The organism is Salininema proteolyticum (assembly GCF_042685645.1).
GTDB classification, from domain to species: Bacteria; Actinomycetota; Actinomycetes; order Mycobacteriales; family Micromonosporaceae; genus Salininema; species Salininema proteolyticum.
In genome coordinates this window covers 1,431,683-1,449,474 of record NZ_JBHUNX010000001.1, presented here as the reverse complement: position 1 = coordinate 1,449,474, position 17,792 = coordinate 1,431,683, and the positions used below count along the sequence as shown (strand labels likewise).

The window sequence follows — 17,792 nt, the reverse complement described above, 5'->3', positions numbered from 1 at the left end:
GGACGACATGATCCGACGCGTGGGAAGGCCCGGCCTCATCGGGACCATGGCGAGGACGGCGGTCATCTCCGGCACCGCCTCGGCCGTCAACCGCTCGGTCAACCGCCGCATGTCGGCGCGCGAACAGGAGCGCGCCGAGTCGCAGGCTTACCAACAGCAGTCCTATCAGGCGCCGCCGCCTCCCCCGTCGGCCGCGGCCGCCGCTCCCGGTGGCGACGACATGATCGCGAAGATCAAGCAGCTGAGCGACCTCCACTCCGCCGGGGCGCTGAGCGACGCCGAGTTCGCCGCCGCCAAGGCCAAACTCCTCTCTTTAGGCCGCCGGGCGGCGTTCCGACCGGACCGCCGCCCGCCATGGCCGGTATTCACCCGATCCGTGTCGCGCACCGGAAATGCCGACCAGCCCCGTTCCGGCGACTTAAAATCACCGAGTGATCACTCTAAATTTCCCTAACAAGAGAAGTACGGGACGCCTGCGCCGTTCCCTCTACTCCGGCACCGCCGTACTCGCAGCGGCCGGCGCGGCCTTCTCCTTCAGCCAGCCCGCGTTCGCCGAACCGCTGCCGGGCGGGCTCGGCCCCTGCCTCGGCGACGACTGTCCCGACGACTACCCCGACGACAACCACAGCGGGGACATCATCGGCCACGACGAGAACGTCAACATCTATGTCGGCGGCGATTACGACGTCCGCGGCCGCGCCGCCGAGGCCGAGGGCCTCATCGTCACCGTCGGGAGCTTCGACCAGGCCAAGGACGGCGGCGGCATCTACAACGTCGGCGTCGTCGGCGTCGGATCCCGCGTTCCCCCGCCGAACGGCTCCCCCTACCTCATCGTGGGAGAGGACCTCACCGTCGCCGACACCGACCAGCTGCTGGCCGAGGAGGGGACCGAGAGCGGCCAGGTCCTCTACGGAGGGACGACGTCCGGAACCGTGACGCCCGAGGCGATCAACGACCCCGACGCCATCAATCCCTACCTCGACCTTCGCGGCGAGCTCGACATCGCCTCGGAGTGCTATGCCAACGACGGCGACCTCCCCCGCGAGACGACAGGCACCGTCTCCTCCGAGTTCGGCACCGTCACCTTCACCGGCGACGGCAGCTCCATGCTGCAGGTGTTCGAGTTGAACGCGGACAACGTCGACGTGCAGAACGCGACCATCGTCTACGAGGACGTCCCCGACGGGGCGACCGTGCTCATCAACGTCGTCGGGGAGACCGTCGACTTCAATGTGGCCAACGCCAACGCGATCCAGCCGTGGCGCGAGACCACCCTGTGGAACTTCCCCGACGCCACCGACATCACTTTCGGAGGCAGCGGCCAGTACATGGGGTCGGTCCTCATCGGCGAGCCCGACAGCACCACGACGGTCTCGGCCCCGGGCATGAACGGCCGCTTCTACTCGGCCGGCAGTCTGATCCACACCGGAACGGCGGGAACGGAGTTCCACAACTATCCGTTCGACGGCGACCTGCCCGACTGCGACGAGGACGGCCCGACCCCGTCGCCCTCGCCCAGCACCCCGGCCCCGACGACCGACGGGCCGGACGAACCCACCGACGGCCCGAGCGACGGACCCAGCGATGGACCCAGCGACGGACCCGACGGCGATGAGACCCTGCCGGTCACCGGCACGTCGGGGACCGCGCTGCTGGCCGCCTTCGGCGGACTGGCCGTCGTCGGCGCCGGCATCGTCTGGATGACCCGCCGCCGGCTCAACGAGAACCACTGAGAACGGGGCCGCTCCGGCCTTACGGCGCGGACCGTCGAGCGATCCACGGTCCGCGACCGGAAGCCGTCCCGATTCTCTACAAGTTGAATGCTCACGACGGAGGGGAGGCCTACGGCCTCCCCTCCGTCCGGCTCACTCGGGTGCGCGGCTGAGAACCGGTCCGCGCGGCGTGCGAGCCGGGGCCCGCCGTTGCGGCGGGCCCTTAACAGGGTCCGTTGGACTCCCAGACTCCCCATTGGCCGGAGGCGCCGGGCTCGTCGCCCCGAGTCCACCACTTGGCGGTGTACAGCTCGCCGTTGAAGGCGACCTGGTCACCGCCCAGGTAGGTGGCGTCGGTGCTCCAGTCCGAGATGCCGTCGCAGGTCCCGGGCTGCGGGTCTCCATCACCGGGAGGGTCTTCGTCGCCGGGGCCGCCATCGTCCCCGCCGAACTGCAGGTCGATGCAGTTGTAGAAGGAGTTGGCGGTGTCGGCGATCTCCCAGACCGCGTAGACCATGTGGTAACCCTGCTTGGCGGGCAGGTTCACATCGTGGACGTGCTGGAAGGGCGGGCGCTGTCCGCCGCCGTCGAAGGTCGCGAACGGCTCGGGCTCGAGCTGGGCGCGGGTCAACGGCTCGTCGGGGTTCCAGCCGTCCTTGGTGATGTAGTACTCCCACTTGGAGGTGGCGTGGGCGGCGGTGTAGTTCCACCCGATGCCGAGGGAACCACCGCTGACCTCGTTCTTCGGCCAGGCGCCTCCACGCTGGTCGTCCAGGGCCGGGAAGGCTCCGATGCCGCAGAGGCTTCCGTCCTGCGGACCGGCCTCCGGGAAGCCCTTGGGGGCCTCCAGGCTCTGCGGCTCATACTGGATGCCGCCGCAGTCGCTGACGACGCCCTCGGCGCAGAAACCGGACCGCGACTCGACGTCACCGACGGAATCGGTCACCCAGCCGTGGGCCGACGCGGGAGCGGAGACCGCCAGGGCCCCCACCACCGCACCGGCGCTGACCGCGAGCGTGGCCAGCTTCTTTCTCATACCCATTCTTCTCTCCCGTCAGGAAATCGGTATCCTTAATTTAGGAGAGTTTATTAATAGATTGATAATCCTGTCTACCCCGGGCCCGGATGATCCCATCCCATGAGATATGTACATGGTCAATTACATAACTGATTGTGCACGGCTTGCGAAGAATAGGACGGCCCTCATCGGCGCCGGGCGATCCGCCGAAAGTGCGGTGTCCGCCCCGGTGAGTCCGGCCGCCCTCGGCCTGAGCATCGCGCTCGCCCGAGAGGACCGGGGCGCCTGCTGGGGCACCGCCATTCCGGGCACGGAGAACGGCCGGCCGGATCTGCCCCGGTCGGCCGTTCTCCGTTCTCTCAGCAGTCGGGCGCTATCACCAGGTCCACAGTCCGCTCTTCGAGCGACTCGGCGGTGAGGACCGCCGAGTCCGTTCCACCGCCGTGGTTGACCACCAGGTAGATCGTGCCCTCATAGGCGGTCGCGTTCCACTCGCCGTTATCGTCGGCGCCGACCTGCCTGCTCAGGCCCTCGCCGTCGATCACCTGCAGGGTCGCACCAGCGGCGGGCACCGTCGATCCGTCGCACTCGGCGACCGTGACCGTTCCGCTCAGGTAGGCGGGGGCGGTGTCTCCGCGGACCGCCTCCCAGTCGGCCCGGATAGAGCCGTCTTCGAGCAGTTCTATGTCCCCGGCCGCCGAGGCGTATCCGGCGCCGTACAGGCTCAGACGGTTCTCGCCGGTGACCGGCGTGTAGAGGGCGTACTCGCCCTTGTAGTCGGTGCGGGTCCGGTATCCGGTCGAGGTGTCGGTGACGACGGCGTCGGCGTAGGGCTCTCCGGTGGCCGCGTCGGTGAAGGTGCCGTGGACGATGCCCCCTCCTTGCAGCTCGACGCAGGCGGGGCTGCCGACGAAGACATCGTCGACGATCCACCAGCGGTCCTCCGAGCCGGTGTAGGAGTAGTGGAATCCCAGTCGCGCCGTGTCGGCGTCGGCCCAGGCGGACAGGTCGACCGTCTGTGTGGAGGACCGGAGGTCCTCCGTGCCCGTCCAGACGGAGGCCCAGTTCTCGCCGTCGACGCTGAGGAGGACCTCGGCGGTGACGTCCGCTCCCAGCGCGATGTAGCTGGTGGCGAAGGTCAGGGCGGGTTCGGTGGCCGCCGAGAGGTCGAACTCGGGCGTGTAGAGGGTGGTGTCGAGGTCGGCGGTGCCGCCGTAGGGGTAGATGCCGGCGACGGCGTAGCCCTCGTCACCGGTGGCGTGGTTCCCGCGGTCGTGCGGATCGTCCAGCCTCCACGGGGTGGCGCCGGTGCTCTCCAGGGTCCAGTCCCTAGGCAGGAGCTTGTCATCGAATCCCTCCCCTATACCGTCATAGGCGAATCCGGGCTGCGAGCAGTCGCCGGCCGCCTCCGGGGACGGGGCCTCGGCCTGTGCCGTTGCCGGAGCCAGAACCGCCGTTCCGGCCACGGCCGTGGCGGCGAGGGTTCGGATCAGGTGTCGCGGCAGCGAAGTGCGCCGTGTTCTCATCTGGGTGTCTCCTAAGGGTTCGTGTGATCGCGGTCCTCCCGTCGGCGCTCCGCGCTGATGTACCGAGGAATGCCGATATTCTTAATTTAGGTTTACTAAATTTAATGAACCACACGTTACCCTTTGGGGCACAACAGATGACACCTTACTCCTGCGATGTGGACAGAGACTGAAAAGGCCGCACCGCGTGCCGGACCGGCCTTTTCAGTGCGTCCCCGTCTCCACCAGGACGACGCCGAGGGCGACGATCGCTATGCCGGCGGCCATCCGCAGAGTCAGCGGATCCTTCCAGATCAACCGGGCGAGGATCGCGACCATGGCGACGCCCGCCGCGGCCCAGATGCCGTAGGCGACGCCCACCGCCATGCCGGCCTGCAGCGCGAGCGCGAGGAAGCCGAAGGCGATCGCATAGCCCGCGATGACCGGGGCCAGCCATCTGCGGTCGCGGAAACCGTCCGAGGCCCGCAGGCTCAGTGTCGCGGCGAGCTCCGAGACCACCGCTGCGACCAGCCATATCCAGCTCATGCCGATACCTCCTCTTTGTTCCGGGAAGCGTGCGTCCCGCCCTCGATGAGGACGACGCCGACAGCGATCAGGGCGATGCCCGCGATGGACACGATCCCCAGGGTCTCCCCGAACAGGACCGCTCCCAGGAGGGCCGTGAGCGCGACTCCTCCCGCCGCCCAGACTCCGTAGGCGACACCGATCGGCACTCCGATGCGGAGCGTGAGCCCGAGCATCGCGAACGCGGTTATGTAGAAGGCGATCATCACCGGGATCCAGACCGCGCTGTCGACCGACGCGCGCAGCGACATAGTGGCCGCCACTTCCGCGGCGATCGCGATGGCGAGGAACGACCACTTCTTCATGACTTCTCCGCCTCGTCTATCAGCCGCATGGCGCATTCGCGGACGTCGGACAGGTCGCGAGCGGGGAAGAGCTCGGTCGCGGCAGCGGCCCACGCGCCGTCGGCCGCGAAGCGCGCGGTGTCCAGGAGGGCCGCAGTCTCCCGGGACAGGCCCTCCACGTCGAGCCAGGCGTTCAGGTGGCGCGTCCACGCTTCGGCCAGGACCGGCAGGTAGTGCATGTCGGTGCTGATCCAGTAGTCGCCCCGGGACAGTTCGGCGGCCGTCGCCACCGTCACATAGGCGCGGTGGCGGTCGAACGGCGACAGGCCTTCCGGGCCGGAACCGGCGGCCTCCGCGAGGAGGCGTCCCCAGCGCTGCGCCGTGTACTCCACGAGCCCGAGCATGAGGGCCTTCTTGGAGCTGTAGTGGTACATCAGGCCGGGCTTGGTCAGCCCCACCCGCTTGGCGACCGACTCCAGGGAGATCGTCACCCCCTGAACGGACTGACTCTCCTCCGCGAGAGCGCGCGCCGCGATCATGATCCGTTCTTTGGTATCCTTTCCCATGGGTGTTACTTTACCATCCGGAAGGTAAAGTGTCATGTCTCGGGCGATCGGATTCCGACGCGAAATCGGCGGCCGCCTCCACGCCTGTTCGGCACTCGTCCGCGTTGCGAAGACTCATCCGCGCTCCGTGTTCTCATGGGCGCTCACGGCGAAGACTCACCTTGCTCCCGACAGTCCCGGCCCGCATCGCGGCGGAACAGCGAACCGGGGCCGCACGACCGTCGGGCCATGGGCGTAATCTGTAACCGAAACCCTTTCAGCGACTTCGGAGTCCGCCATGCCAGACCTTCACGTGATCCTCGGCGCCACCGGTGCCGTCGGAAGAGCCCTCGTCGCCGAACTCTCCTCCCGCGGCCACCGGGTGCGCGCTGTCAGCCGCAATGCCGAGGGTCCGGAGGCCGTGCGCGCCGACATCTCCACTCCCGAGGGAGCCCGCGCCGCCTGTGCCGGCGCCTCCGTCGTCTACCAGTGCGCCCAGCCTCCGCTTCGCGAATGGGCCTCCCGGTTCCCCGAGCTCACCCGCTCGGTCCTCGCCGGGGCCGAGGCCGCCGGCGCCAAGCTCGTCATGGCCGACAACCTGTACGTCTACGGCCCGGTCGGCGGTCCGATGACCGAGGGTCTTCCCCACCGGGCCGACTTCCCCAAGGGGAGGGCCCGTGCCGAGGTCGACCGTCTGATCCTGGACGCGCACCGTTCCGGCCGGGTCCGCGCCGCTTTGGGTCGGGCCTCCGACTACTACGGTCCCCACGGAATCGGCACCGTCCTCGGCCCGAATCTCTTCGCTGCCGCTGCCGCAGGGAAGACCGTCCGCTGGGTCGGTGCGCTCGACCAGCCGCGCACGCTCTCCTACCTGCCCGACATCGCCGCCGGTCTGGCCACCCTCGGCGAACGCGACGAGGCGGACGGCCGCGCCTGGCACCTTCCCGCCGCCGAGCCGCTGACCGGACGCGAGTTCCTCGACCTGGTCGAGGCCCGGGTCGACGGTCCGATGAAGACCGCCGCCCTCACTCGAGGCGTCCAGCGACTGCTCGGGCTATTCAATCCCACCGTTCGCGGACTGTCGGAGACCTGGTACCAGTTCGACCGGCCCTTCATCGCCGACGACTCGGAGTTCCGAGACGCCTTCGGGCCCGTCTCCGTCACGCCTCACGCCGACGCCGTCGCCGCCACTGTGGACTGGTTCTCGGCTCGAGGCGGGGCCGACGATCGTTGAGCCGGCCGATAAGGCTTCCGCGACGGATCACTGTGCACTGTCACAGGGGAGTTTCGCGGTCGGCTTCACGCCGGCCCGCGATCGCGGGACAGGCGCCGGACGACTCGTGACCGGCCGCCCTCCCGCGAAGACAACACCTTCCCGACCACTGACTCCACCCACGGGCGATGGCACAGCATTTCGGGTGCGAACCGGTCGATCGACTCCAATGCCGCCACCGCACGCCCGGAGTCGCCCGTTTCGGACGCCGCGAGCGCCTCGTCCTTCCGGAACATTCCCAGCTGATGAACCGAGCGGATCCGGTCGGTATCGACGTCATCGGCCAGTGCGAGGCTCCTATCGGGTTCGCCGCCGGCCCGAGCGAGAGAGACGGCGTACACGCTGAAGTCGAGATCCCGCACCCATACCGTGTCGCTCTCTCCGGGCCACAGGTCCACGGCCGTCTCGTAGTGATCCCACGCCCGGCCACGGTCGCCGGACAATGCCGCCGTATAACCGGCTTGTACCCAAAGGCGTGCGGACGCCTCCCGTTCGGCCCTCGACGCGGACCCCGTTTCGGATTCCAGCCGTTCGGCCGCGTCGACGAACCAGGCGTCGGCTCCGTCTATGTCCCCGCGGCGGGCGATAACGCCCTCCACTCGGTCGGCTTCCACGCTCAACAGGGGCGACGACGCCGCTGCGGCCTCTTCGCAAGCGGCGCTCAGCGCCTCCCGTGCACGCTCATGATCGCCTGTGCGCACGAGCCCCATCGCCCACGTCGACATGAGTCGCGACCGTGTCCCGGCGATCTCCGCGCGGGACACTCCGCGCCATCGGGCCGAACCCGCCATGCGACGCAGAAGTTCGGGAACCCGGCGGTTCAAGGCCGAGTACCGGGCCTCTGTCAAAAGGTCGTCGGCCTCCACGGCCACTTGCCGCAACCAGTCCACCGTCGCCGCGGCCTCTGACGCGCGAACCGTGCCCGCACTCGAGATCCCCACGGCCGCGCCCATGCCGATCGCCAACGCCGCACGACGTCGCATACAGTCCTCCCATCGTCCGGCTCCTCTGGCGGACATCAGCCTAGATGCCCCGTTCGTTCCCGAGGCGCGGGAACACGCCGTTCCCGGGATCATACGATCATGACCCGCTGACCGGGCGCAACCGCCGCCTACGGAACCGGCACTAATGAGGACCGTTGGTTCAGCGGACGTCGGTCCGAGGAACACCGCCGTTTCTCTGCGGGGTTATCGAAACGGATTCCCGACGCGACCGCCACTCCACCGGGCGGCGGAACAACGCGCCCGAATAGCGCCCTTCCACGGCCGGCGCCAAGCGCACCGGATCGAATCCTCGGGCAGTGTAGTAGCGGTGCAGGCGCTTGTTGTCGCGTCGGCAATCGAGTCCCACCCATGTCCTGCCCTCCGCCTGGGCGCGATCGCAGGCCCAATCCAGAATCGCCTCGCCCAGACCGATGCCCGCCCAAGCGCGGGCGACGATCATCTTATAGACGAAGGCCCCGTGTTCGAGGCCGTCGGACTCCTGCCAATAGTCCCTGTCGGGTCCGCCGAACGACACCGTACCCGCCAGTTCGCCCTCGGTCGTGGCGAACAGGTACGTGCCTCCGGATCGGACATGAGAGCCGATGTCAGCCTTCGCGTATTCGTACATGCGGGGAGGCCACTGGTCTACACCGGACTCCGCGAGCCAAGCGGTGGCCTCACGTCGCAATGCGAACAGGGCCTCCAGGTCAGACTCGACGGCACGGCGGGGAAGGAACGGCTTCACGGGGGTCCTTGCCGGCTCGGGGAACCTTACCCGCGTGAGGCTACCAAAATCCTCTGGAACGTTCCACCGATCCGGTCGAGCCGGCTTTCCGCAAGGGCGCAAGGTACATCGAGTCCACTGGCGAGATGCCCCGGGCCGGTCCCCGCCTTGGGAACCCCGTCAGAAGGCAAGCGCGACGGCGAGCAGAACGACGCCCAGCAGCGGCGGAACGAGCTGTTTGAGGGCCGCGGAGGCCTTGTCCGGTGACGAAAAGAGCAGCACCGAACCGGCCGCCGCCATCGATCCGGCTCCCGCGAAGACGAGCGTCGCGCCGACCGGCGTGGAGGCGAAGAGCAGGACGACGATGCCCGACAAGACCATGATCGCCAGAAATAGGTTGTAGAATCCCTGGTTGAAGGCCAGCGGCTTGGTCTTCTCCGCTTCCTCCTCCGTCGCGATGCCGAACGTCGAACGGGCTTTGGCACCGGTCCACGCCAACGACTCCAGGTAGAAGATGTAAACGTGGATCAAAGCGGCGATGCCCGCGAATACGAGTCCTGCTGCGGTCACGGTGCTCCCTACGACTTCCATTTTCGTGCTTGCCGATGAGCCGTCGTTCGGTTTCGACCGACTCGAACACAGCCTAGACGGGGTGTAAGCCGCAGATGCTGAAACCCCCGGTTCGACGTGGACGAAAACATCTAGAGCTCTTCCACGACGGCGCCGAGTTCCCGATTCGCCGTCTCCGCCACGATACCCGGAACGCAAGGGCGGGTATAGTCAGTACGCATCCCGACCCCGACGCTAGGTTCCCCCTTGACCTCCGAGTACTTCTGGTTCATTCTCCGCCTCACCGCCGTGACGGCCGGTTTCGCCGTTCTCCACCTCTACATCTGGCACCGCCTGGTCGCCACGACGCTCCCCAAGGGATCGGCGGCCCGGCGTTGCGCCACCGCCGCTTTGGCGCTGCTCCTCATCCTGGGCCTGGCCGCACGCCTGCTGGTCCCCTCCGAGGCGCCGATGTGGCTGCAGAAGGCCGTCGGCTGGCCCGGCCACCTGTGGTTCGGGTTCGTCATCTATCTGCTGGCACTCCTGGTGCTCGCCGAACCGCTGCGATGGTGGTGGAACCGAAGGGGCGGACGGGAGCCGGCGAACGCCCGGACCCAACCCGAGACGGAGCCCGAAGCCGCACGCGCGCACAAAGACACCGTCACGGACACGAGCTCGGCCGAGGCGGATCGCGAACCCGCCCCCGAATCGGCCTCCACTCCCGGTACCGGCTCCGAGACCGAAGCCGAGGCCCCGCCCGGACTGCCGCGTCGCACCGTCATCTCCCGCGCCATCGCCATCGGCACGGTGGGGGCGACGTCCGCGACGGTCGGGTACGGTTCGTACGAGGCCTGGTCGAAGCCGCGCGTCAGAACGCTCGAGATACCGGTCGACCGTCTTCCCGCCTCCGCCGACGGCTACCGCATCGCCGTCGTCGGGGACCTCGAGCTCGGTGCCTTCCGCGGCCGGGAGTTCTGCCGCCGGATCGTGGAACAGGTCAACGGAACCTCCCCGGACATGATCGCCGTGGTCGGAGACCTCGTGAACAACTCCGTCGAGCAGCTCGAATCGGCCACTGAGCCGTTGGCGGGCTTGGCCGCGCGCGACGGCTCCTATTTCGTCACCGGCAACCACGAGCACTATGTGGGTGCGCAGCAGTGGATCGACCGCGTAGCGGACCTCGGGGTCATGCCGCTTCCCAATCAGCGGGTCGAACTGCCCGGCTTCGACCTCGCCGGGGTCAACGACCTCGCCGTCCAGAAACGGCAGCTCGAGGGTGAGGTCGGTCCCGACCTGTCGCGGGCCCTGGGCGGAAGGGACCCCGACCGCGCCTCCGTCCTCCTCGCCCACCAACCCGACATCGTCCGGCACGCGATGGACTGGAGCGTCGACCTCCAGCTGTCCGGCCACTCCCACGGCGGCCAGATGTGGCCCAACCACTTCTCCGCCGCCATGTCCAATATCCAGGTCGACGGTCTCGATCGATACGACGGGACCCGCCTGTACGTGACCAACGGTGTGGGCACCAGCGGACCGCCCTTGCGGATCGGCGCTCCCCCGGAGATCGCCGTGGTCACGTTGCGGTCGCCCGGAGCTTGACGACAGGGCCCGCGCCGCCGGTTCAGCGGCGCGGGCCCTGCTTTGTCGCGGAGTGGATCAGGCGCCGCACTCGACGGTCGGGGCCGCGCTGTCGCCGTCGGCGACGAAGCCGAAGGCGTTGACGGTCTCGCCCGCGGCGATGTCGCCGTTCCAGCCGACGTCCGAAGCCGTCACGGTCGACCCGCTTTCGGACAGGTCGGCGTTCCAGTGGCTGGACACCGCCTGCCCGTCGGGCCAGTCCCAGGTGACCGTCCAGCCGGTCAGGTTGTCCTCTCCGGCGGTGACGGAGACGTCGCCGCTCCAGCCGGAGCTCCACTCGTCCACGACGGTGATCTCGGCCGTGCACTCGCCCGTCGGCGGTTCGCCCGGGTCGTCCGAGCCTCGGTCCTCCCTGATGCGGTCACGGATCCACTCGCCGGCCTCCTTCAGACGGGTGGTGCCGGAGTAGGGCCCGTCCGGGCAGGTTCCGGGCTCGAACACGGCGCCGGAGCGGTGGTCGTCGGAGAAGTTCCAGTTCACCCAGCTGATGTCCTCGGACTCCATGAGGTCGAGGTAGCGCTGGGACATGGCGAAGTCGTTCGCCCCTTCGCCGGCGTAGTCCTGGGTGCCGAACTCGGTGACGAACACCGGGATGCTGTCGGCCGCGCGGGAGAGCGCGCCGAGGTACTCCTCGCGGTGGGAGGCGGCGTAGAAGTGGAAGGTGTACATGATGTTCGAGGCGTCGACCGGGTCGTCGACGACCTCCTGCTCGTCGGAGCCGCCGGAGACGCCGAGCGACGACCAGTCGGCGGTGCCGAGCAGGATGACGCCGTCGGAGTCGTGCCGCCGGATCACGGGGATGATCTCCTCGTGGTAGGACTTGATCCGCGGCCATTCGACGCCGTTGGGCTCGTTGGCGACCTCGTAGAAGATATTGTCCTGGCCGCCGTGCTCGGCGGCGATCTCGCCGAAGAACGTCTTGGCGGCCTCGAGGTTGTAGTGCGGGTCGCCGGGGTCTAGCATGTGCCAGTCGACGATGACGTACATGCCGCGGGCGGTGGCGTCGTCGATCAGGCCGTGCATCCGCTCGGTGAATCCGGCGGGGTCGTCCTCGTATCCCCCTTCCTGGATGTACATGGACAGGCGCACGATGTCGGCGCGCCAGTCGGTGGCGAGGGCGTCGAGCGAGGCGTCGTTGACGCACTGGGAGAACCACTGGAGGCCGTGGGTGCTCATGCCGCGCAACTGCACGGGTGTTCCGGCGGAGTCGCAGAGTTTGGTGCCGCAGACGTCGAGTCTGCCGTGCTCTGCGACCGGCGAGGCGGCCGCCGTGGCGGGCTCGTCGTCGGGGACTCCTCCCACGGCGATGCCGTGGCCGAGCAGCGCGAGCGCGAGTGCCGTGCCGAGCACGGCCATCAACCCTGCGAGCCGTTTCGGTCGTCGGGACGGGTGCATGGGACCCTCCTTTAATAGTTAGATAGTATGACTATTTATTTATGACAGTAGAGGGCTCCAGCGGCAGAGTCAATCGATTCATGCCGATTTTTCTAATTTTTCGCTCCCTCCGGGGGATGGAGCTTCGGCACGTCCGCCAGCAGCGAGCGGCTGTAGTCGTGCCGGGGTTCGGCCACGATCTGCTCGGCGGTTCCGGACTCCACGATCCGGCCCCGGAACATGACCAGGATCCTGTCGGCCAGGTAGTACGCCTGCCCCAGGTCGTGGGTCACGAACAGCACCGACATGTCCCGCTCGTCCCGCAGGTCCGCCAGGAGGTTCAGGACCGTCACGCGCACCGAGGCGTCCAGCATGGACGTGGCCTCGTCGGCTACCAGCAGGCGCGGCCGCAGCATCAGCGCCCGGGCGATCATGGCCCGCTGGAGCTGTCCCCCGGAGAGTTCGTGGGGGCGTTTGGACACGGTGCGCTCCGGCTCCAGTCCCACGTCCTCGAGCGCCCCGGCGATGTCGGCGGCACGGTCGCCGGGGCCGAGGAGCCGCCCCGCGGCCGCCAGGGTGGATCCGACTCGGCGGTACTGGTGGAAGGCGGCGAAGGGATCCTGGAACACCGCCTGGACGTGGCGCCAGTACTCGCGCCGGGACGCGCCGCGGACGCCGGTCACGTCGCGGCCCTCGAAGGCGACGCGGCCCTCGGTTGGGTCGAGCAGGCGCAGCAGCATGCGGCCGAGCGTGCTCTTGCCCGATCCGCTCTGGCCCACCAGGGCCACCACTTCGCCGGGCGCGATCGCGAGGTCCACGCCGTCGACGGCTCGGACGGCGTTCCGGCCCTTCCCGAACACCTTCGTCAGACCTTCGGCGCGCAGCAACGGATTCTCAGCGGACATCGGCGGCCTCCTTCGCCGGGGCGTGCAGCCAACAGTCGCTGGCCGCCCCTTCGGACCGGGACCGCGGGGGCCGCTCCGTCCGGCACCGCTCCACCGCATCTGCGCAACGTGGCTCGAAGGGGCACCCGGGAATGCGGAGGCGCAGGTCCGGAGGCGATCCGGGGATCCCCGCCAGCCGGCGCCCCCGTGTCCCCGGCTCCGGCGCCAGCACCGAGGCAAGCAGCGCCCTCGAGTACGGGTGCCGGGGCCGGTCCACCAGGGTCCGCGCGGGAGCCTGTTCGACGACTCGGCCCGCGTACATGACCGCGATGCGGTCGGCCAGTTCGGACAGCAGCGCCACGTCGTGGGTGATGAGCACGATCGCGTCGACCAGTCCTTCGGACACCAGGCGGCGCAGCAGGCCCATCAGCAGGCGTTGGGAGGAGACGTCGAGGGCCGAGGAGGGCTCGTCGGCCACCAGCAGGCGCGGATCGCGCAACGTCGCCAGGGCCGCGACCGTCCGCTGCCGCATCCCTCCGGAGAGCTGGTGCGGGTAGGCGCGCAGGACTCTGGAGGGAAGGTCGAGCTCTGCGAGGCGGGCGGCGGTGCGCGCCTCGGACTCCGCGCGTTTGATCCGCTTGTCCCCCACCGCGAGGATGTCGTGCGCCACGGAGCCGACGCGCCGAGTCGGGTTCAGCGCGTTGAGGGCCCCCTGCGGGAGAAGGGCGACCGTGCCTCCGCGCAGGCTCCGGTGCGATTCGATGGCGGTGAGGTCGATCGCGGTGCCGGCCACGGTCATGGCGCCCGCGTCGACTCGCAGGGACGGCTTCGGGTTGAGCGACAGCACGGACGCCAGTGTGGACTTGCCGCAGCCGGACTCGCCCACGATCCCGGTGATCTGCCCGGGTTCGACGTCGAGTCCGACGCCGTCGAGGGCGTGATGGCGGCCCTCGCCCGTGTCGTAGTGGGCCGCCAGGCCCCGGATGCTCGCGAGTGTCATGCGGCCGCCTTCCGTCCGCGCGGGCGCGGGTTGCGGAGTCTCGGGTTGAACACGGAGTCGAGGCTGGACTGGACCAGCAGGAGGGAAAAGGTGATGGCGGTGATGAACAGTGTCGGGGTCGCGAACACCCACCACTGGCCGCCGCGGACGGACTCCCAGGCGATGGCCCAGTGGAGCATCATGCCGAGGGAGGAGGTCCCGGTGGGGCCGAGTCCGAGGAGGCTGAGGGCCGCCTCGGCCAGGATCGCCCCGTAGAGCTGGATCACGAAGGCCATCACGATGTAGGAGAGCATGTAGGGCAGCAGTTCGACGCCGATGACGCGGACGGCGCGCTCGCCGGAGAGGCGGGCGATGTCGACGTGTTCGCGCTCGCGGAGGCTGGTGATCTGGGCGCGGACGGCTCGGGCCGTCCAGGGCCAGGAGACCGCTCCGATGCACAGTCCCATCACGGTGACCGACCGGGTGTCGAGGCTGATCGACAACAGCAGGAGCACGATGATAGAGGGGACGGTGATCATGATGTTGGTCAGCCCCATCAGCAGTTCGTCGACGACGCCGCCGCGGTAGCCGGCGGCGGTGCCGACCACGACGCCGATGGCGGTCCCGGTCAGGCCCGCCAGCAGTCCGATATAGAGCGAGGTGCGGACGCCGTGGACCAGTTGCACCCCGATCGACCGTCCGAGGTGGTCGGTGCCGAGCAGGAAGTCGGCTCCGGGCGGGGTGAAGGAGGTTCCGAGCAGTTCGGTGGGGGCGCTGGACGCCGCCAGAGGGCCGATCAGGCCGGCGAGGGCGATGGCGAGGAATACCGCCGAAGCGGCGTGGAACCTCGCCGGGAGGCTTCTGAGAGTGTTCAACGCTCTCCTTTCTCCGCCGCGCGGATGCGCGGATCGATGAGTCCGTAGAGGATGTCGACCAGGAGGTTGGCCACGAGGACCACGACCAGGACCAGGAGGGTGACCGCCTGGATGACCGGGTAGTCCTTGCTGAGGATCGCGTCGTACAGCAGGGTCCCGATTCCCGGATACGAGAAGACGATCTCCGTCAGGAGCGCCCCGCCGACCATCGTGCCGACGGCGAGCGCCAGCCCGGTGATCTGCGGGAGCATGCCGTTGCGGAAGACGTATCCGATGACCTTCCTGTCGGGCAGGTCGAAGCTTCTGGCGAAGGCGACGTAGTCGGCGTCGATCTCGTAGACGGCCATGGACCGCATGCCGATCGCCTGGCCGCCGATGAAGACGAGCAGGAGCGACAGGAACGGCAGGAACCAGTGCGAGACGGCGTCGGCGATGAACGCCCCCGACCACTCGGGCCGGAGTCCGAAGGACCATCCGCCGCCGGCGGGGAAGAGCGGCAGCGCCACGGCAAGCCCGTACAGGAGCAGCACGGCCAGGCAGTAGTACGGTGCGGCGGAGAGGAAGAGGCTGGAGAGGTAGACGCCCCGGTCCATCGCGCCGCGCTTGTAGGCGGCGATCGCGCCGATGAGGTTCCCGATGATCCATCCGAGAAGGACGGCCGGAAGCTGCAGCATCAGCGTCCACGGCAGCGCGTCGGCCACCATCGTCGAGACCTCGGCCGGGTAGCGGCTGAAGGAGGTGCCGAAGTCGCCCTGCAGCACGTTGCCGGCGTAGGTGAGGAACTGGCTCCACAGGCTCTGGTCGAGGCCGAACTCGTGGATGTAGGTCTCGTAGACGCGTTGCTTGGCCTCGCTGGAGGCGCCGCGTCCGAGCGCGGCGGAGACCAGGGCGTCGACCGGGTTGCCGGGGAGCATGCGCGGGAGGAAGAAGTTGAGGGCGAGCGCGGCCGCGAAGGCGGCCGTGTACCAGCCGAGTTTGCGCGACAGGTGCGAGAGGAGAGCCATGGCTAGCCTTGGACCGGGGTGATGCGCGAGAGCATGCGGACGCCGGTCATGCCCTGCATGGGGGCGCAGTAGGGGTCGTCCTTGGTGGGGAATCCGGTCCAGTTCTTCTCGTTGACCTGGTAGAACTCGAGCGGCCGGTACATGAGCGGGAGAGCCGGGGCCTGGTCTCGGAAGAGGTCGTCCAGCGGGGCGTAGGCGGCTCTGCGCCCGTCGGCGTCTTCGGCGGTGGCGGCCTCGTCGAGGAGTTCGGCGACGGATTCGTGGTGGAAGCGGCCGAAGTTCCAGAAGGCGGTCTCGCCGGCCGGCGGAACGTCGCGGTCGTCGAGGATGTCGCGGATCCGCGACCACGGGCTGGAGGGGGCGACGTCGGAGACGTACCACAGCACCATGTCGAAGCGGCCGTTGGCGAGGTTGTCGTTGACCTCGGACCAGTCGGAGAACTCGGTGACGACCTCGATCCCGGCCTCGGTGGCGGTGGTGGCGGCGATGTCGAGGGCCGCGTTCCAGTCGGACCAGCCTTGCGGGGTGGCGGCGGTGAAGGGGCCCAGGCGGGTGCCGTCGCCGAGTACGTATATGCCGTCGTCGCCCCGGGCGGCTCCGAGTTCTTCCTCCAGGAGTCGGGAGACCTCGCCGGGGTCGTAGGTCCAGCCGGCGTCGGCGGCCGTCGCGTCGAAGTACTCGGCCTCGGCGCCTTCGGGGAGGATGAGGCTTGCCCGGGCGGGGTCGCTCATGCCGGCCATGGCGCTCTCGGCGATCTTGGCGTAGTCGACGGCGTGGGCGAGGGCCCGGCGGACGCGCGGGTCGGCCAGGGGCCCGGAGGCGCAGTTGAGGATCAGCATGGGAATGGAGCCGGGCAGGTGGTAGGGGGCCTTGTCGTCCCAGGTCTTGACGGGCATGCCCCGGTCCTGCCAGAGGCGGTTGACGCGCGGGAGGAAGTGGGCGGACATGTCGACGTCGCCGTTCTGGAAGGAGAGGTTGGCGGCGTCGTTGCCTTCGTAGACGGTGTGGACGATGGTGAGCGGGTTGGGCTGTCCGTGGACGGCGTTGCCCCAGTAGTCGTCGTGGCGGGCGAGGGTGATGTCCTGGTGGCTGTGGGAGTCGAGCCGGTAGGGGCCCGAGCCGAGGGGTTCGAGGTTGGGGTGGTCGAGGAGCTCTTCGTCGTCCAGGGCGTCCCAGATGTGCGAGGGGAGGATGTAGGTGAAGCACAGGAGATCCGTCAGGCGCAGCCGCTGCGGGTCGGCGGGGTCGAGCGCGAAGGCGACGGTGCGGTCGTCGACGGCCTCTATGGACTCGACGTAGGTCCACACGTCGCCGTAGGAGACGCCCTCGTTCCGGTCGGCGAGCCCGAAGGTGGCTACGACGTCGGCGCTGGTGAGCGGTTTGCCGTCCTGCCAGGTTGTTCCTTCGTGGAGGGTCGCGGTGGCGACGGCGCCGTCCCAGGAGAGGCTCTCGGCGAGAAGGGGTTCGGCCTCTCCGGTGAGCGGATCGAAGTTGAGGAGGGTCTCGTAGAGGTAGACCATGTAGTTGCCGACCGGCCAGGCGCCGGTCCAGCCGAGCGGGTTGAAGTTGGAGGGTTCGCCGTCCTGGAGTCCGGTGGTGTAGAGCGTGGTCGCGCGGTCGGCGCCCCCGGCGCTGCCGGTGCAGGCCGCGAGGAGGCCCGCGGTGCCGATCCCGGCCGAGGTGCCGAGGACGGTCCGGCGGGTGGGGCCGCTGCTGGTGTTCGTCATGTGGGAGTCCCTTGTTCGGGGCGGCCGGCGAGGGGCCGCCGGTGTCGGTCGGGCGTCGCGCGTGTCGGGCACGGCCCGCGGATATAATAGTTAGATAACATGACTAACTATAAGCGCTGATAGTATACTCACC

18 protein-coding genes are annotated in these 17,792 nt (G+C 68.8%); 4 read left to right on the top strand and 14 right to left on the bottom strand.

The features are described from left to right. Positions 1 to 7: 7 nt before the first annotated feature. Complete coding sequence (locus ACFTE1_RS06810) at positions 8 to 454, top strand: SHOCT domain-containing protein (RefSeq protein ID WP_380625625.1); 447 nt, start codon at positions 8 to 10, stop codon at positions 452 to 454. Continuing rightward, complete coding sequence (locus tag ACFTE1_RS06805; RefSeq protein ID WP_380625621.1) at positions 432 to 1,733, top strand: choice-of-anchor A family protein; 1,302 nt, start codon at positions 432 to 434, stop codon at positions 1,731 to 1,733. The genes ACFTE1_RS06810 and ACFTE1_RS06805 overlap by 23 nt, the downstream gene beginning before the upstream one ends. Positions 1,734 to 1,935: 202 nt before the next feature. Here the strand turns inward: ACFTE1_RS06805 and ACFTE1_RS06800 are convergent, their stop codons facing one another. From ACFTE1_RS06800 to ACFTE1_RS06780, 5 genes are all read right to left on the bottom strand, one after another. After that, the gene (locus ACFTE1_RS06800) at positions 1,936 to 2,748 is read right to left on the bottom strand and encodes a lytic polysaccharide monooxygenase auxiliary activity family 9 protein (RefSeq protein ID WP_380625619.1); all 813 of its coding nucleotides are present in this window, start codon (positions 2,746 to 2,748) and stop codon (positions 1,936 to 1,938) included. A gap of 341 nt (positions 2,749 to 3,089) precedes the next feature. After that, positions 3,090 to 4,256 (bottom strand): choice-of-anchor J domain-containing protein, encoded by a 1,167-nt coding sequence (locus ACFTE1_RS06795; RefSeq protein ID WP_380625617.1) that lies wholly within the window; start codon positions 4,254 to 4,256, stop codon positions 3,090 to 3,092. A 204-nt stretch (positions 4,257 to 4,460) separates the two neighbouring features. Next, complete coding sequence (locus ACFTE1_RS06790; protein ID WP_380625615.1) at positions 4,461 to 4,781, bottom strand: DMT family transporter; 321 nt, start codon at positions 4,779 to 4,781, stop codon at positions 4,461 to 4,463. Further along, complete coding sequence (locus ACFTE1_RS06785; protein WP_380625612.1) at positions 4,778 to 5,125, bottom strand: DMT family transporter; 348 nt, start codon at positions 5,123 to 5,125, stop codon at positions 4,778 to 4,780. Before ACFTE1_RS06785 ends, ACFTE1_RS06790 begins: the two co-directional genes overlap by 4 nt. Then, the gene (locus ACFTE1_RS06780; RefSeq protein WP_380625610.1) at positions 5,122 to 5,670 is read right to left on the bottom strand and encodes a TetR/AcrR family transcriptional regulator; all 549 of its coding nucleotides are present in this window, start codon (positions 5,668 to 5,670) and stop codon (positions 5,122 to 5,124) included. The genes ACFTE1_RS06785 and ACFTE1_RS06780 overlap by 4 nt, the downstream gene beginning before the upstream one ends. A gap of 277 nt (positions 5,671 to 5,947) precedes the next feature. Between ACFTE1_RS06780 and ACFTE1_RS06775 the strand changes: the two genes are divergently transcribed. Next, on the top strand, positions 5,948 to 6,883 hold the full coding sequence (locus tag ACFTE1_RS06775; protein ID WP_380625608.1) for an NAD-dependent epimerase/dehydratase family protein: 936 nt from the start codon (positions 5,948 to 5,950) through the stop codon (positions 6,881 to 6,883). 65 nt (positions 6,884 to 6,948) lie between these two features. Here the strand turns inward: ACFTE1_RS06775 and ACFTE1_RS06770 are convergent, their stop codons facing one another. The 3 genes from ACFTE1_RS06770 to ACFTE1_RS06760 all read right to left on the bottom strand — a co-directional run bounded on the left by ACFTE1_RS06770 (position 6,949) and on the right by ACFTE1_RS06760 (position 9,199). Next, positions 6,949 to 7,905, bottom strand: coding sequence for a hypothetical protein (locus ACFTE1_RS06770; protein WP_380625605.1), 957 nt, complete (start codon positions 7,903 to 7,905; stop codon positions 6,949 to 6,951). 160 nt (positions 7,906 to 8,065) lie between these two features. Next, on the bottom strand, positions 8,066 to 8,650 hold the full coding sequence (locus ACFTE1_RS06765) for a GNAT family N-acetyltransferase (RefSeq protein ID WP_380625602.1): 585 nt from the start codon (positions 8,648 to 8,650) through the stop codon (positions 8,066 to 8,068). Positions 8,651 to 8,809: 159 nt separating this feature from the next. Further along, positions 8,810 to 9,199 (bottom strand): DUF1304 domain-containing protein, encoded by a 390-nt coding sequence (locus ACFTE1_RS06760; RefSeq protein ID WP_380625599.1) that lies wholly within the window; start codon positions 9,197 to 9,199, stop codon positions 8,810 to 8,812. A 246-nt stretch (positions 9,200 to 9,445) separates the two neighbouring features. Here ACFTE1_RS06760 and ACFTE1_RS06755 point away from each other — a divergent pair, with 246 nt between their 5' ends. Then, complete coding sequence (locus ACFTE1_RS06755; RefSeq protein WP_380625596.1) at positions 9,446 to 10,777, top strand: metallophosphoesterase; 1,332 nt, start codon at positions 9,446 to 9,448, stop codon at positions 10,775 to 10,777. Positions 10,778 to 10,834: 57 nt separating this feature from the next. Here ACFTE1_RS06755 and ACFTE1_RS06750 read toward each other — a convergent pair whose 3' ends face one another. From ACFTE1_RS06750 to ACFTE1_RS06725, 6 genes are all read right to left on the bottom strand, one after another. Next, positions 10,835 to 12,211, bottom strand: a complete 1,377-nt coding sequence (locus tag ACFTE1_RS06750; protein ID WP_380625594.1) for a cellulase family glycosylhydrolase — start codon at positions 12,209 to 12,211, stop codon at positions 10,835 to 10,837. 92 nt (positions 12,212 to 12,303) lie between these two features. After that, positions 12,304 to 13,095, bottom strand: coding sequence for an ABC transporter ATP-binding protein (locus ACFTE1_RS06745; RefSeq protein ID WP_380625592.1), 792 nt, complete (start codon positions 13,093 to 13,095; stop codon positions 12,304 to 12,306). Beyond that, positions 13,085 to 14,074, bottom strand: coding sequence for an ABC transporter ATP-binding protein (locus ACFTE1_RS06740; protein WP_380625589.1), 990 nt, complete (start codon positions 14,072 to 14,074; stop codon positions 13,085 to 13,087). The genes ACFTE1_RS06745 and ACFTE1_RS06740 overlap by 11 nt, the downstream gene beginning before the upstream one ends. Continuing rightward, positions 14,071 to 14,928 carry an ABC transporter permease gene (locus tag ACFTE1_RS06735; RefSeq protein WP_380625586.1) on the bottom strand — a complete coding sequence of 286 codons (858 nt, stop codon included), beginning with the start codon at positions 14,926 to 14,928 and terminating at the stop codon, positions 14,071 to 14,073. Before ACFTE1_RS06735 ends, ACFTE1_RS06740 begins: the two co-directional genes overlap by 4 nt. Continuing rightward, positions 14,925 to 15,932, bottom strand: coding sequence for an ABC transporter permease (locus tag ACFTE1_RS06730; protein ID WP_380625583.1), 1,008 nt, complete (start codon positions 15,930 to 15,932; stop codon positions 14,925 to 14,927). Before ACFTE1_RS06730 ends, ACFTE1_RS06735 begins: the two co-directional genes overlap by 4 nt. 2 nt (positions 15,933 to 15,934) lie before the next feature. Continuing rightward, positions 15,935 to 17,659: an ABC transporter substrate-binding protein gene (locus ACFTE1_RS06725; RefSeq protein ID WP_380625581.1), complete on the bottom strand. Its 1,725-nt coding sequence runs from the start codon at positions 17,657 to 17,659 to the stop codon at positions 15,935 to 15,937. Positions 17,660 to 17,792: the final 133 nt, after the last annotated feature.